Below are 13257 nucleotides of genomic sequence, written 5' to 3'. Positions count from 1 at the left end.
ACGTGTCAGACTCACTACGTATTATTTTTGCGGGTACACCTGACTTTGCAGCGCGTCATCTCGACGCGCTGTTGTCTTCTGGACATAACGTCGTTGGCGTGTTTACCCAACCGGACCGCCCAGCGGGACGCGGTAAAAAGCTGATGCCCAGCCCGGTAAAAGTGCTGGCGGAAGAAAAAGGGATACCGGTTTTCCAACCAGTCTCTCTTCGTCCTCAGGAAAACCAGCAGCTGGTTGCTGATTTACGCGCAGACGTGATGGTAGTGGTAGCATATGGTCTGATTCTGCCAAAAGCCGTACTGGAAATGCCGCGTCTGGGTTGTATCAACGTTCACGGTTCCCTGCTTCCACGCTGGCGTGGCGCAGCCCCAATCCAGCGCTCACTGTGGGCAGGCGACGCCGAAACTGGTGTGACCATCATGCAGATGGATGTTGGCCTCGACACCGGTGATATGCTGCTTAAGCTATCCTGCCCGATAACTGCAGAAGATACCAGCGGTTCGTTATACGATAAGCTGGCAGATTTAGGACCTCAGGGGCTGATTGAAACGCTAAAACAGCTGGCGACTGGCACCATAAAACCCGTTGTACAAGATGAATCACTGGTTACGCATGCAGAAAAACTCAGCAAAGAAGAGGCCCGTATCGACTGGTCGCTTTCAGCCGCTCAGTTGGAACGCTGCATCCGCGCCTTTAACCCGTGGCCAATGAGTTGGCTTGAAATCGACGGCCAGCCAGTGAAAGTCTGGCAAGCTACGGTTATTACAGCGAACACACAGGCCGCACCAGGCACTATTCTTGAGGCGACAAAACAGGGTATCCAGGTCGCAACGGGCGACGGCATCCTGAATCTCGTCTCTTTGCAACCTGCCGGTAAAAAAGCCATGAGCGCGCAGGATCTGCTTAATTCGCGCCGGGAATGGTTTGTACCCGGTAACCGTCTGGTATGACGGTTCATCTCTTTAAGCCCGGTATCTCCGGGCATTTTTATTTTTGCGCTTATGAAAAAACATCTTAATTTACGCAGTATGGCGGCCCAGGCCGTCGAACAGGTTGTCGAAAAGGGACAATCATTAAGCAACGTGCTGCCCGCCATGCAGCAAAAAGTTGCCGATAAAGACAAAGCACTGTTGCAGGAGCTTTGCTTCGGCGTGTTGCGTACACTCTCCCAACTGGAGTGGATGATCCAGCAGTTGATGGAACGTCCAATGACGGGCAAACAGCGCACCGTTCACTATCTGATCATGGTGGGCTTCTACCAACTGCTGCATACTCGTATTCCACCGCATGCGGCTTTGGCAGAGACCGTAGAAGGCGCGGTCGTTATTAAGCGTCCGCAGCTTAAAGGGCTGATCAACGGCGTGCTGCGCCAGTTTCAGCGCCGCCAGGAAGAGCTACTGGCTGAATTCTCTCAAAGCGATTTACGTTTCTTACACCCCTCCTGGCTGGTGAATCGTATTAAGACCGCTTATCCGCAGCAGTGGGAAGCCATTCTTGAAGCCAATAACCAGCGACCGCCGATGTGGTTACGTGTCAATCGTAACCATCATACGCGCGATGCCTGGCTGGACCTGCTGACCGAAGCGGGATTAACCGGTTTCCCGCATCCAGATTACCCGGATGCAGTGCGTCTGGAAACGCCAGCTCCTGTGCACGCCCTCCCAGGTTTTGATGAAGGCTGGGTAACCGTCCAGGATGCTTCCGCTCAAGGATGCATAAACTATCTGTTGCCGGAGGACGGTGAACAGATCCTCGACCTATGCTGTGCGCCGGGGGGCAAAACCACTCACATTCTGGAAGTTGCTCCGCACGCTAACGTAATGGCTGTCGATGTTGATGAAAAACGCTTATCGCGCGTTTTCGACAATCTAAAACGTCTGGGTATGAAGGCAACCGTAAAACAGGGTGATGGCCGCTATCCGCAGCAGTGGTGCGGTGAACAACAGTTTGACCGTATTTTGCTGGACGCTCCGTGTTCTGCCACCGGAGTGATCCGTCGCCATCCGGATATCAAATGGCTGCGTCGCGACCGGGATATTGCTGAACTTGCCCAGTTGCAGGCTGAAATCCTGTATGCAACCTGGCCACATCTTAAACCTGGCGGCACGCTGGTTTATGCAACCTGCTCTATCCTGCCAGAAGAAAACCAACAGCAAATTGCCGCCTTCCTTGCGCGCACGCCAGATGCGGTATTAAGCGTAACCGGTACGCCGGAAAAACCTGGACGTCAGAATTTACCGAGTGCGGAAGATGGTGATGGCTTCTTTTACGCTAAGCTAATCAAAAAGTGATGAGATAACGGGTCGCGACTGATGAAAATTATCATTCTGGGCGCAGGGCAAGTTGGCGGTACGCTGGCTGAAAACCTGGTCGGAGAGAACAACGATATCACGGTAGTCGATACCAATGGTGAGCGCCTACGTAGCCTACAGGACAAGTTTGATCTCCGTGTCGTGCAAGGGCATGGTTCGCATCCCCGCGTTCTACGTGAAGCCGGTGCCGACGATGCCGATATGCTGGTTGCCGTAACCAGCTCAGATGAAACAAATATGGTTGCCTGCCAGGTAGCTTATTCACTGTTTAACACGCCTAATCGTATCGCTCGTATTCGTTCACCGGATTACGTTCGTGATGCGGACAAGCTATTTCAATCTGATGCGGTGCCTATCGATCACCTGATTGCGCCTGAGCAACTGGTTATCGATAGCATTTATCGCCTGATTGAATATCCGGGCGCATTGCAGGTAGTGAATTTTGCCGAAGGAAAAGTCAGCCTGGCCGTGGTGAAAGCCTATTACGGTGGGCCGCTGATTGGTAATGCGCTGTCGACAATGCGTGAGCATATGCCGCACATCGATACCCGCGTTGCGGCGATTTTCCGTCATGACCGACCGATCCGTCCGCAAGGTTCTACCATTGTTGAAGCGGGTGATGAAGTTTTCTTCATCGCGGCCTCGCAGCATATTCGCGCCGTAATGAGCGAATTACAGCGTCTGGAAAAGCCTTACAAACGCATTATGTTAGTGGGCGGTGGTAATATTGGCGCCGGGCTGGCACGGCGACTAGAAAAAGATTACAGCGTCAAACTGATTGAACGTAATCAACAGCGCGCATCCGAGCTTGCAGAGAAACTGCAAAATACGATCGTCTTTTTTGGTGATGCCTCGGATCAAGAGCTGCTGGCGGAAGAACATATCGATCAGGTTGATCTGTTCATTGCGGTAACCAACGATGATGAAGCGAATATCATGTCGGCGATGCTTGCCAAACGGATGGGCGCCAAGAAAGTGATGGTGTTGATCCAACGCAGAGCATACGTCGATCTGGTGCAAGGCAGCGTGATCGATATTGCGATTTCGCCGCAGCAGGCAACCATCTCTGCGCTGCTCAGTCATGTGCGTAAAGCGGATATTGTTGGTGTATCTTCACTGCGCCGTGGCGTCGCGGAAGCCATTGAAGCCGTTGCACACGGTGATGAAACGACGTCACGGGTTGTGGGTCGCTCAATTGATGAAATTAAACTTCCACCAGGAACCATTATTGGCGCCGTTGTGCGTGGTAACGATGTGATGATTGCCAATGATAACCTGCGTATTGAACAGGGCGATCACGTAATTATGTTCCTGACAGATAAAAAGTTTATTACCGACGTCGAGCGACTATTCCAGCCAAGTCCGTTCTTCCTGTAATAATTTGGGCGCTGAAACTGCGCCTAAATTATTTCCCTTTATTTTTCATGGTTTAATAAATTTCTATTTAGGCAATACATAAATGGAAATTGCCTAAACATTTGTTAAACTTATAAACGTCAGCTGCATAGGGAGAATAAGATGAGCATTATTAAAGAATTTCGCGAATTCGCGATGCGCGGGAATGTTGTTGATTTGGCAGTGGGTGTCATTATTGGTGCGGCATTTGGGAAGATTGTTTCATCACTGGTTGCCGATATCATCATGCCGCCGCTGGGGTTGTTAATTGGTGGAATTGATTTTAAACAGTTTGCTTTAACACTACGTGATGCACAGGGAGATATCCCTGCAGTCGTTATGCATTACGGTGTATTTATTCAGAATATCTTTGATTTCGTTATTGTTGCGTTTGCTATCTTTATGGCAATCAAGCTGATCAACAAACTGAACCGTAAAAAAGCGGAAGAGCCAGCAGCACCGCCGGCGCCATCGAAAGAAGAAGTATTGCTGAGTGAAATTCGTGACCTGCTGAAAGAACAGAATAACCGCTCTTAAGCACTCACTGAAACAAGAAGACCAGTGGTAAAAAAGTGAATGACTTTCTTGCCACTGGCCTCCCAGTTACCCCGATTACCATGTTTACCTTTACGTAGATAACTTCCTTTCCCTTTCTTATTTTTCTCAACGCGCTGCCTGAACAGTGGGTCATGTAGAAGCGCCTCAATGGCGTTATCTTTTATCTGCCCTTTAGTGTGCTGATAACGACTCATAATACCTCCGGTTGTCGTAATTTACGCCGCGAGTGTAGACCTGACCGTTCAATAAATCAACAGCCTGATTGTGATCCACTGGCGCCTTGCTCAAGTGCTTCAAGGATAGAGCAGTACACGCTGCTGTGTGCCTTGCCACAACACGCGTCATTCAATCGCTGCAGCGACCGTTGCATCGCCTGAAGCTCAGCTATTCTCGCTTCCACTTCCTGCAATCTTTCCTGGACGATCCCTTTTGATTCCTGGCAGGTATGGTGTTCGGGATCGATGCGGATCGAAAGCAGTTCGCGGATCGATTCCAGAGTGAAACCAAGCTGACGGGCATAGCGAATAAACTTTAGACGCTGAAGATCGCTTTCCGTATAGAGACGAAACCCGCCTTCTGTACGTATTTCATGTTCCATCATCTGCTGCTTTTCATAGTAGCGGATAGTATCAGGCGTCACGTCAGCCAGTTTCGCTAATTCACCAATACGGTACATGCTATCTCCGCTATTCGTCGTTGATCTTCTGTAGCAGCTTATCTGCGTATTCACCGTGTAAAAACTCGGTGCTGAGTCCAGCTTGCCGAAGTTTCAGTTCCAGTAGTGACAGTCTTCGACTCACTTCCTGATAATGGGGATCATCTTTGCGGATCCCTGCAAGTATTTCAAGCAGTTGTATTGCCTCTCTGCGCTGCTCAAGCTCAGGAGGAAGACATCCCGCATTTTTTAATAAACGGAATCCGGCTCGAAGTTCCGGCGGAATGTGGGAATCATCGTCAAGAACCAACGGTTCTCCTGTACCAGGCAAACCATCAAACTCACCTTTAGACTGCGCATCAGTAATATGGCGCTCTGCCCACTGGTCCAGTAACCACATACAACACTCCAGTGATGAACAAAAAGAGTACAGATATTGTAGGTAAGTGGGGATATGACGGATATAAAAAAACCCGCCGAGGCGGGTTTTTTTACGTTACTACAGATTACTCTGCAGCAGCTTCTGTTTTCTCTGAACGATCAACCAGCTCGATGTATGCCATCGGCGCGTTGTCGCCTGCACGGAAGCCACACTTCAGAATGCGAGTGTAACCACCGGCGCGGCTCGCGAAACGCGGGCCCAGTTCGTTAAACAGTTTTGCCACGATCTCGTTATCACGAGTGCGGGCGAATGCCAGACGACGATTAGCTACGCTATCAGTCTTGGCAAGAGTAATCAGCGGCTCAACTACGCGACGCAGCTCTTTCGCTTTCGGCAGAGTCGTCTTGATGATTTCATGACGAACCAGTGAACCTGCCATATTGCGGAACATAGCCTGGCGATGGCTGCTGTTGCGGTTCAGTTGACGACCACTCTTACGATGGCGCATGACCTTATCCTTCTCAGTAAAACCTTAACCTGTGATCCGGTTACTCGTCAGCGATGCTTGCCGGTGGCCAGTTTTCCAGGCGCATGCCCAGAGACAGTCCACGGGAAGCCAGCACGTCTTTAATCTCAGTAAGAGATTTTTTACCAAGGTTAGGCGTCTTAAGAAGCTCAACCTCAGTACGCTGTACCAGATCACCGATATAGTGGATAGCTTCTGCTTTGAGGCAGTTAGCAGAGCGGACAGTCAATTCCAGATCGTCAACAGGGCGCAGCAGGATCGGATCGAATTCTGGTTTCTCTTCTTTAACTTCCGGCTGACGTACATCACGTAAGTCAACGAAAGCTTCAAGTTGTTCAGCCAGAATGGTTGCCGCACGACGAATCGCCTCTTCAGGATCGATTGTGCCGTTGGTTTCCATTTCGATGACCAGCTTGTCCAGGTCGGTACGCTGTTCTACACGCGCTGCTTCAACATTGTAGGCAATACGCTCTACAGGGCTGTAGCATGCGTCGACCAGCAGACGGCCGATTGGGCGCTCATCTTCTTCCGAATGAATTCGGGTAGAAGCCGGCACATAACCACGACCGCGCTGAACTTTGATACGCATGCTAATAGATGCATTCTCATCGGTCAGGTGGCAGATCACGTGCTGTGGCTTGACGATTTCGACATCACCATCATGGGTAATGTCGGCTGCAGTCACAGGGCCAATGCCAGATTTATTCAAGGTAAGAATAACGTCATCTTTACCCTGAACTCTCACCGCCAGCCCTTTCAGGTTGAGCAGGATTTCCAGGATATCTTCCTGAACGCCTTCTTTGGTGCTGTACTCATGTAGTACACCATCAATCTCAACCTCGGTCACCGCGCAACCCGGCATCGATGAGAGCAGAATACGGCGCAGTGCGTTACCCAAAGTATGGCCAAAGCCACGCTCTAAAGGCTCAAGGGTCACCTTGGCGTGCGTCGAACTCACTTGCTCGATATCTACCAGGCGCGGTTTTAGAAACTCTGTCACAGAACCCTGCATTGTGTCCTCTCTTTGGTACTAAGCTTTACTTGGAGTAAAGCTCGACGATCAGGTGTTCGTTAATGTCCGCAGACAGATCAGAACGCTCCGGCTTACGCTTGAACGTACCTTCCATCTTGCCAGCATCAACTTCCAGCCAGGTTGGCTTTTCACGCTGCTCAGCCAGCTCCAGAGCGGCTTTCACGCGAGACTGCTTCTTCGCTTTCTCACGAATGCTAACAACGTCATTCGGACTAACCTGATAAGAAGCGATGTTAACAACACGACCGTTTACCATAATTGCTTTATGGCTGACCAGCTGACGTGCTTCTGCACGAGTGGCACCGAAGCCCATACGGTATACAACGTTGTCCAGACGACCTTCCAGCAGACCCAACAGGTTTTCACCGGTGTTGCCTTTCAGACGTGCTGCTTCTTTGTAGTAGTTACGGAACTGACGCTCCAGCACACCGTAGATACGGCGAACTTTTTGCTTTTCACGCAACTGCACACCATAGTCAGACAGACGCGGTTTACGCGCACCGTGCTGGCCAGGAGCTTGTTCAATTTTACACTTGGTATCGATCGCGCGAACGCCAGACTTAAGGAATAAGTCAGTGCCCTCACGACGGCTCAGCTTGAGCTTAGGACCCAAATATCTTGCCATTTTCTTTCTCCAACAATCCTAGAAACGACAGCGTTATACGCGACGTTTTTTCGGCGGACGACAACCGTTATGAGGGATCGGAGTCACATCAGTAATATTAGTGATGCGGAAACCAGCGGCGTTCAGAGCACGAACAGTAGATTCGCGACCTGGACCCGGTCCTTTGACCATAACTTCCAGATTCTTGATACCGTATTCTTTTACGGCTTCAGCGCAACGCTCTGCTGCAACCTGAGCTGCAAACGGAGTGGATTTGCGAGAACCACGGAAACCGGAACCACCGGCTGTTGCCCAACCCAGTGCGTTACCCTGACGATCAGTAATGGTAACGATGGTGTTGTTAAAAGAAGCATGGATATGAGCCACGCCGTCAGAGACTTGTTTTCTTACACGTTTACGTGCACGAATTGGTGCCTTTGCCATTATTCAATCACCCCGATTATTTCTTGATCGGTTTGCGCGGACCCTTACGGGTACGTGCGTTGGTCTTGGTACGCTGACCGCGAACCGGGAGACCACGACGATGACGCAAACCGCGATAGCAACCAAGGTCCATAAGGCGCTTGATGCTCATGCTAACTTCACGGCGCAGATCACCTTCAACGACAAATTTGGCAACTTCGTCACGCAGCGTGTCGATTTGTTCTTCAGACAGCTCACTGATCTTAACATCTTCAGCGATACCCGCGGCAGCCAGAATGGCTTTAGAACGGGTCTTGCCGACGCCGTAGATCGAAGTTAATGCGATCACAGCATGTTTCTGATCAGGAATGTTAATGCCTGCTATACGGGCCACTATGCACTCCTACTATTTAATATGTACGCACCATGCTGAAAAGCCCGTTTTCAGGATACTCAAATGGAAACGCACAGACATACAAAAGATTGGCTGGCTAATCTAGCCAGCTCAACCCAACTTTGCAAGAAAAATATGCGAATAAATCAGCCTTGGCGCTGTTTATGCTTCGGCTCGGCACTGCAAATCACACGGATGACACCATCACGCTTAACGATTTTGCAGTTACGGCATAATTTCTTGACGGAAGCACGAACTTTCATTTTTACTCTCCGTAACTTCTCGGGCGACTGTTAACGGCCGTAGCCTTTCAGATTCGCCTTCTTCAATGCAGACTCGTACTGACTTGACATCATCAGAGTTTGCACTTGAGCCATAAAGTCCATAATCACGACAACAACGATAAGCAGTGAGGTCCCACCGAAGTAGAACGGTACTTTCATTGCATCACGCATGAACTCCGGGATCAGGCAGATAAAGGTAATGTAGAGCGCACCAACCAGAGTCAGGCGGGTCATTACTTTATCGATATACTTCGCCGTTTGCTCTCCCGGACGAATTCCTGGTACAAATGCACCGGACTTCTTCAGGTTATCTGCTGTTTCACGCGGGTTGAAAACCAACGCCGTGTAGAAGAAACAGAAGAATATGATTGCAGACGCATAGAGTAACACATAAAGCGGTTGCCCAGGCTGCAAATACAGCGAAATTGTTGTCAGCCAGTTCCAACCAGTCCCGCCCCCGAACCATGACGCGATGGTCGCTGGGAACAGAATAATACTGGAAGCGAAGATTGCCGGGATTACCCCCGCCATATTCACTTTCAGCGGTAAATGTGTGCTCTGTGCAGCATAGACACGACGACCTTGCTGACGTTTCGCGTAGTTTACCACAATGCGGCGTTGACCACGCTCAACAAATACAACAAAGAACGTCACTGCAAATACTAATACTGCAACCAACAGCAACACGAGGAAGTGCAGGTCGCCTTGACGCGCTTGCTCGATAGTATGGGCAATGGCTGGCGGGAGTCCCGCGACAATACCGGCGAAGATAATGATTGAGATACCGTTGCCGATACCACGTTCAGTAATCTGTTCGCCCAACCACATCAGGAACATCGTCCCTGTAACCAGACTTACAACAGCGGTGAAATAGAATGCAAAGCCTGGATTCATTACCAGGCCCTGCATACCAGGCATATTCGGCAGACCGGTAGCAATACCGATCGACTGGAATATTGCCAGCACCAGAGTACCGTAGCGGGTGTACTGGCTGATCTTACGACGACCAGACTCCCCTTCTTTCTTAATTTCTGCCAGCGTTGGATGAACCACCGTCAGCAGCTGGATAATAATCGACGCCGAAATATACGGCATGATCCCCAGAGCAAAGATAGAAGCACGGCTGAGAGCACCACCAGAGAACATGTTAAACATTTCAATGATGGTGCCTCGCTGTTGCTCAAGCAGTTTGGCAAGTACAGCGGCATCAATACCAGGGATCGGAATGAAAGAGCCAATACGGAACACAATCAGCGCGCCGATTACAAACAGCAGTCTGCGTTTCAGCTCGCCTAAGCCACCTTTGGCACTTTGAAAATCTAATCCCGGTTGTTTAGCCATCTGCTACTTATTCCTCGATTTTACCGCCAGCAGCTTCGATAGCAGCACGAGCGCCTTTAGTAACACGCAGGCCACGAACAGTTACCGGAGTAGTGACTTCACCAGCCAGAATCACTTTCGCGAACTCGATCTGGATACCGATAATGTTAGCTGCTTTCAGCGTGTTCAGGTCTACAACACCGCCTTCAACTTTAGCCAGGTCAGACAGACGAACTTCGGCTGTAATCGCTGCTTTACGTGAAGTGAAGCCGAATTTCGGCAGACGACGGTACAGAGGCATCTGACCACCCTCGAAACCGCGACGTACGCCACCGCCAGAACGAGACTTCTGACCTTTGTGACCACGACCACCGGTTTTACCGAGGCCAGAACCGATACCACGACCCAGGCGGCGAGCCGCTTTTTTAGAGCCTTCGGCCGGAGACAGAGTATTTAAACGCATCTCTTACTCCTCAACTTTAACCATGAAGGAAACCGCGTTGACCATACCACGAACAGCAGGAGTATCCTCGCGCTCTACGGTGTGACCAATACGACGCAGACCCAGGCCAAGCAGCGTTGCCTTATGTTTCGGCAGACGACCGATTGCACTGCGGGTTTGAGTAATTTTAATAGTCTTTGCCATGGTTTATTTCCCCAGAATTTCTTCAACGGATTTACCACGCTTGGCAGCGACCATTTCCGGAGATTTCATATTTTCCAGGCCATCGATAGTTGCACGAACCACGTTAATCGGGTTAGTAGAACCATACGCTTTAGCCAGAACGTTACGAACTCCAGCGACTTCCAGAACGGCGCGCATTGCACCACCGGCGATGATACCGGTACCTTCGGAAGCCGGCTGCATGAATACACGAGAACCCGTGTGAGTACCCTTAACCGGGTGCTGCAGGGTGCCGTGGTTCAGCGCGACGTTAATCATATTGCGACGGGCTTTTTCCATCGCTTTCTGGATCGCTGCTGGAACTTCACGCGCTTTACCGTAACCAAAACCAACGCGACCGTTACCATCACCAACTACAGTCAGAGCTGTGAAGGAGAAAATACGACCACCTTTAACGGTTTTAGATACGCGGTTAACCGCGATCAGCTTTTCCTGCAGTTCGCCAGCTTGTTTTTCGATGTGAGCCATCTTACACCTCTACCTTAGAACTGAAGGCCAGCTTCACGGGCAGCATCTGCCAGTGCCTGGACACGACCATGATATTGGAACCCGGAACGGTCAAAAGAAACATCTTTGATGCCTTTTTCCAGAGCGCGTTCAGCAACAGCTTTACCTACAGCTGCAGCAGCGTCTTTGTTACCGGTGTACTTCAATTGTTCAGCGATAGCTTTTTCTACAGTAGAAGCAGCTACCAGAACTTCAGAACCGTTCGGTGCAATTACCTGTGCGTAAATATGACGCGGGGTACGATGTACCACCAGGCGAGTTGCGCCCAGCTCCTGGAGCTTGCGGCGTGCGCGGGTCGCACGACGGATACGAGCAGATTTCTTATCCATAGTGTTACCTTACTTCTTCTTAGCCTCTTTGGTACGCACGACTTCGTCGGCGTAACGAACACCCTTGCCTTTATAAGGCTCAGGACGACGGTAGGCGCGCAGATCTGCTGCAACCTGACCGATCAGCTGTTTATCAGCGCCTTTCAGCACGATTTCAGTCTGAGACGGACATTCTGCAGTAATACCCGCAGGCAGCTGATGGTCAACAGGGTGAGAGAAACCTAAAGCCAGGTTTACTACATTCCCTTTAACCGCTGCACGATAACCTACACCAACCAGCTGTAGCTTCTTAGTGAAGCCTTCGGTAACACCGACAACCATTGCATTCAGCAGGGCACGCGCGGTACCAGCCTGAGCCCATCCATCTGCGTAACCATCACGCGGACCGAAGGTCAGTGCATTATCTGCATGATTTACTGCAACAGCATCGTTGAGAGTACGAGTCAGCTCGCCGTTTTTACCTTTGATCGTAATAACCTGACCGTTGATTTTTACATCAACGCCGGCAGGAATAACGACCGGTGCTTTAGCAACACGAGACATTTTTTCCTCCGATTAGGCTACGTAGCAGATAATTTCGCCACCAAGACCAGCTTGGCGCGCTGCACGATCAGTCATAACACCTTTAGAGGTAGAAACAACTGCGATACCCATGCCAGCCATAACTTTCGGCAGCTCGTCTTTACGCTTATAAATGCGCAGACCTGGGCGACTGACACGCTGAATGCTTTCTACAACAGCTTTACCCTGGAAATACTTAAGAGTAAGTTCCAGTTCCGGCTTGGTGTCGCCTTCAACTTTAAAATCTTCAATAAAACCTTCTTCCTTCAGCACGTTGGCAATTGCCACTTTCAGCTTGGAGGAAGGCATGGTGACCGCAGCTTTATTCGCGGCCTGACCGTTACGGATACGGGTCAGCATATCCGCGATCGGATCTTGCATGCTCATCTGTCTTTACTCCCGTGATTCAATTGGTAATTACCAGCTAGCCTTTTTCAAGCCTGGTACTTCACCGCGCATAGCGGCTTCACGCAGTTTGATACGGCTCAACCCGAACTTGCCCACATAGCCATGCGGACGACCTGTTTGACGGCAGCGGTTACGCTGACGGGACGGGCTGGAATCACGCGGCAGAGACTGCAGCTTGAGAACTGCGTTCCAACGATCTTCGTCGGTCGCGTTCACATCAGAGATAATAGCTTTCAGTTCAGCGCGTTTTGCGAAGTACTTATCAGCTAAAGCTACGCGCTTTACTTCGCGTGCTTTCATTGATTGCTTAGCCATTCAGTAACCCTACCTTACTTGCGGAACGGGAAGTCAAAGGCAGCCAGCAGAGCACGGCCTTCTTCATCAGATTTCGCAGTAGTGGTAATGGTAATATCCAAACCACGCACGCGGTCGACTTTATCGTAGTCGATTTCTGGGAAGATGATCTGCTCACGGACACCCATGCTGTAGTTACCACGACCGTCGAAAGACTTAGCGGACAAGCCACGGAAGTCACGGATACGTGGAACAGCAATAGTGATCAGGCGCTCAAAGAACTCCCACATGCGTTCGCCACGCAGAGTTACTTTACAGCCGATCGGATAGCCCTGACGGATTTTGAAGCCTGCAACTGATTTGCGTGCTTTGGTGATCAGCGGTTTTTGACCGGAGATTGCTGTCAGGTCAGCTGCTGCGTTATCCAGCAGTTTCTTGTCAGCGATCGCTTCACCAACACCCATGTTCAGGGTGATCTTCTCGACCCGAGGGACTTGCATGACAGAATTGTAGTTAAACTCAGTCATGAGTTTAGCGACTACTTCGTCTTTGTAGTAATCATGCAGTTTCGCCATCGTACTACTCCA

22 protein-coding genes are annotated in these 13257 nt (G+C 50.3%); 4 read left to right on the top strand and 18 right to left on the bottom strand.

Translation table 11 applies throughout. The features are described 5' to 3' along the window. The first annotated feature begins 2 nt into the window (after nucleotides 1-2). From fmt to mscL, 4 genes are all read left to right on the top strand, one after another. Nucleotides 3-950: a methionyl-tRNA formyltransferase gene (gene fmt / locus HV345_RS02040; protein WP_016154740.1), complete on the top strand. Its 948-nt coding sequence runs from the start codon at nucleotides 3-5 to the stop codon at nucleotides 948-950. A 51-nt stretch (nucleotides 951-1001) separates the two neighbouring features. Next, nucleotides 1002-2291 (top strand): 16S rRNA (cytosine(967)-C(5))-methyltransferase RsmB, encoded by a 1290-nt coding sequence (gene rsmB / locus HV345_RS02035; protein WP_181636204.1) that lies wholly within the window; start codon nucleotides 1002-1004, stop codon nucleotides 2289-2291. A gap of 21 nt (nucleotides 2292-2312) precedes the next feature. Continuing rightward, the gene (trkA, locus tag HV345_RS02030; protein ID WP_003031153.1) at nucleotides 2313-3689 is read left to right on the top strand and encodes a Trk system potassium transporter TrkA; all 1377 of its coding nucleotides are present in this window, start codon (nucleotides 2313-2315) and stop codon (nucleotides 3687-3689) included. Nucleotides 3690-3830: 141 nt separating this feature from the next. After that, nucleotides 3831-4244 carry a large-conductance mechanosensitive channel protein MscL gene (mscL, locus tag HV345_RS02025; protein WP_016154742.1) on the top strand — a complete coding sequence of 138 codons (414 nt, stop codon included), beginning with the start codon at nucleotides 3831-3833 and terminating at the stop codon, nucleotides 4242-4244. On the opposite strand, the gene arfA is transcribed toward mscL, so the two are convergent. The 18 genes from arfA to rplE all read right to left on the bottom strand — a co-directional run bounded on the left by arfA (nucleotide 4241) and on the right by rplE (nucleotide 13245). Next, nucleotides 4241-4459 carry an alternative ribosome-rescue factor ArfA gene (gene arfA / locus HV345_RS02020; RefSeq protein WP_016157605.1) on the bottom strand — a complete coding sequence of 73 codons (219 nt, stop codon included), beginning with the start codon at nucleotides 4457-4459 and terminating at the stop codon, nucleotides 4241-4243. The two genes, mscL and arfA, sit on opposite strands and share 4 nt — an antisense overlap. A 56-nt stretch (nucleotides 4460-4515) precedes the next feature. Further along, the gene (gene zntR / locus HV345_RS02015) at nucleotides 4516-4941 is read right to left on the bottom strand and encodes a Zn(2+)-responsive transcriptional regulator (protein ID WP_181636203.1); all 426 of its coding nucleotides are present in this window, start codon (nucleotides 4939-4941) and stop codon (nucleotides 4516-4518) included. A 10-nt stretch (nucleotides 4942-4951) separates the two neighbouring features. Next, nucleotides 4952-5320 (bottom strand): DUF1992 domain-containing protein, encoded by a 369-nt coding sequence (locus HV345_RS02010; RefSeq protein WP_019078178.1) that lies wholly within the window; start codon nucleotides 5318-5320, stop codon nucleotides 4952-4954. A 106-nt stretch (nucleotides 5321-5426) separates the two neighbouring features. Continuing rightward, a complete protein-coding gene (gene rplQ, locus HV345_RS02005; RefSeq protein ID WP_001216370.1) occupies nucleotides 5427-5810 on the bottom strand; it encodes a 50S ribosomal protein L17 in 384 nt (127 codons plus the stop codon). A gap of 40 nt (nucleotides 5811-5850) precedes the next feature. Next, complete coding sequence (gene rpoA, locus HV345_RS02000) at nucleotides 5851-6840, bottom strand: DNA-directed RNA polymerase subunit alpha (protein ID WP_003031139.1); 990 nt, start codon at nucleotides 6838-6840, stop codon at nucleotides 5851-5853. Between the two features lie 25 nt (nucleotides 6841-6865). Beyond that, entirely contained in the window at nucleotides 6866-7486 is a 621-nt protein-coding gene (rpsD, locus tag HV345_RS01995; protein ID WP_003031138.1) for a 30S ribosomal protein S4, read from the bottom strand. 33 nt (nucleotides 7487-7519) lie between these two features. Next, on the bottom strand, nucleotides 7520-7909 hold the full coding sequence (gene rpsK / locus HV345_RS01990) for a 30S ribosomal protein S11 (protein WP_003031137.1): 390 nt from the start codon (nucleotides 7907-7909) through the stop codon (nucleotides 7520-7522). A 16-nt stretch (nucleotides 7910-7925) separates the two neighbouring features. Continuing rightward, on the bottom strand, nucleotides 7926-8282 hold the full coding sequence (rpsM, locus tag HV345_RS01985; protein WP_003031135.1) for a 30S ribosomal protein S13: 357 nt from the start codon (nucleotides 8280-8282) through the stop codon (nucleotides 7926-7928). Nucleotides 8283-8428: 146 nt separating this feature from the next. Then, a complete protein-coding gene (rpmJ, locus tag HV345_RS01980) occupies nucleotides 8429-8545 on the bottom strand; it encodes a 50S ribosomal protein L36 (RefSeq protein ID WP_000868187.1) in 117 nt (38 codons plus the stop codon). A 30-nt stretch (nucleotides 8546-8575) separates the two neighbouring features. Beyond that, nucleotides 8576-9907: a preprotein translocase subunit SecY gene (gene secY / locus HV345_RS01975; protein WP_001118864.1), complete on the bottom strand. Its 1332-nt coding sequence runs from the start codon at nucleotides 9905-9907 to the stop codon at nucleotides 8576-8578. A gap of 7 nt (nucleotides 9908-9914) precedes the next feature. Further along, nucleotides 9915-10349 (bottom strand): 50S ribosomal protein L15, encoded by a 435-nt coding sequence (gene rplO / locus HV345_RS01970; protein WP_003031132.1) that lies wholly within the window; start codon nucleotides 10347-10349, stop codon nucleotides 9915-9917. Nucleotides 10350-10352: 3 nt separating this feature from the next. Beyond that, nucleotides 10353-10532 (bottom strand): 50S ribosomal protein L30, encoded by a 180-nt coding sequence (gene rpmD, locus HV345_RS01965; protein ID WP_001140434.1) that lies wholly within the window; start codon nucleotides 10530-10532, stop codon nucleotides 10353-10355. A 3-nt stretch (nucleotides 10533-10535) separates the two neighbouring features. Continuing rightward, on the bottom strand, nucleotides 10536-11039 hold the full coding sequence (rpsE, locus tag HV345_RS01960; RefSeq protein WP_003031131.1) for a 30S ribosomal protein S5: 504 nt from the start codon (nucleotides 11037-11039) through the stop codon (nucleotides 10536-10538). 14 nt (nucleotides 11040-11053) lie between these two features. Continuing rightward, the gene (rplR, locus tag HV345_RS01955) at nucleotides 11054-11407 is read right to left on the bottom strand and encodes a 50S ribosomal protein L18 (protein ID WP_000358960.1); all 354 of its coding nucleotides are present in this window, start codon (nucleotides 11405-11407) and stop codon (nucleotides 11054-11056) included. Between the two features lie 9 nt (nucleotides 11408-11416). Continuing rightward, nucleotides 11417-11950 carry a 50S ribosomal protein L6 gene (gene rplF, locus HV345_RS01950; RefSeq protein ID WP_003031129.1) on the bottom strand — a complete coding sequence of 178 codons (534 nt, stop codon included), beginning with the start codon at nucleotides 11948-11950 and terminating at the stop codon, nucleotides 11417-11419. A 12-nt stretch (nucleotides 11951-11962) separates the two neighbouring features. Then, a complete protein-coding gene (gene rpsH / locus HV345_RS01945; protein ID WP_003031127.1) occupies nucleotides 11963-12355 on the bottom strand; it encodes a 30S ribosomal protein S8 in 393 nt (130 codons plus the stop codon). 30 nt (nucleotides 12356-12385) lie between these two features. Beyond that, on the bottom strand, nucleotides 12386-12691 hold the full coding sequence (gene rpsN, locus HV345_RS01940; protein WP_003031125.1) for a 30S ribosomal protein S14: 306 nt from the start codon (nucleotides 12689-12691) through the stop codon (nucleotides 12386-12388). 14 nt (nucleotides 12692-12705) lie between these two features. Continuing rightward, nucleotides 12706-13245, bottom strand: coding sequence for a 50S ribosomal protein L5 (gene rplE / locus HV345_RS01935; protein ID WP_003031123.1), 540 nt, complete (start codon nucleotides 13243-13245; stop codon nucleotides 12706-12708). Nucleotides 13246-13257 lie beyond the last annotated feature (12 nt).

The sequence above is a fragment of the Citrobacter sp. RHBSTW-00986 genome, assembly GCF_013783065.1.
GTDB lineage: Bacteria > Pseudomonadota > Gammaproteobacteria > Enterobacterales > Enterobacteriaceae > Citrobacter > Citrobacter braakii.
Note: the sequence above shows the minus strand (reverse complement) of the source record. Positions and strands in the feature narration are given on the sequence as shown.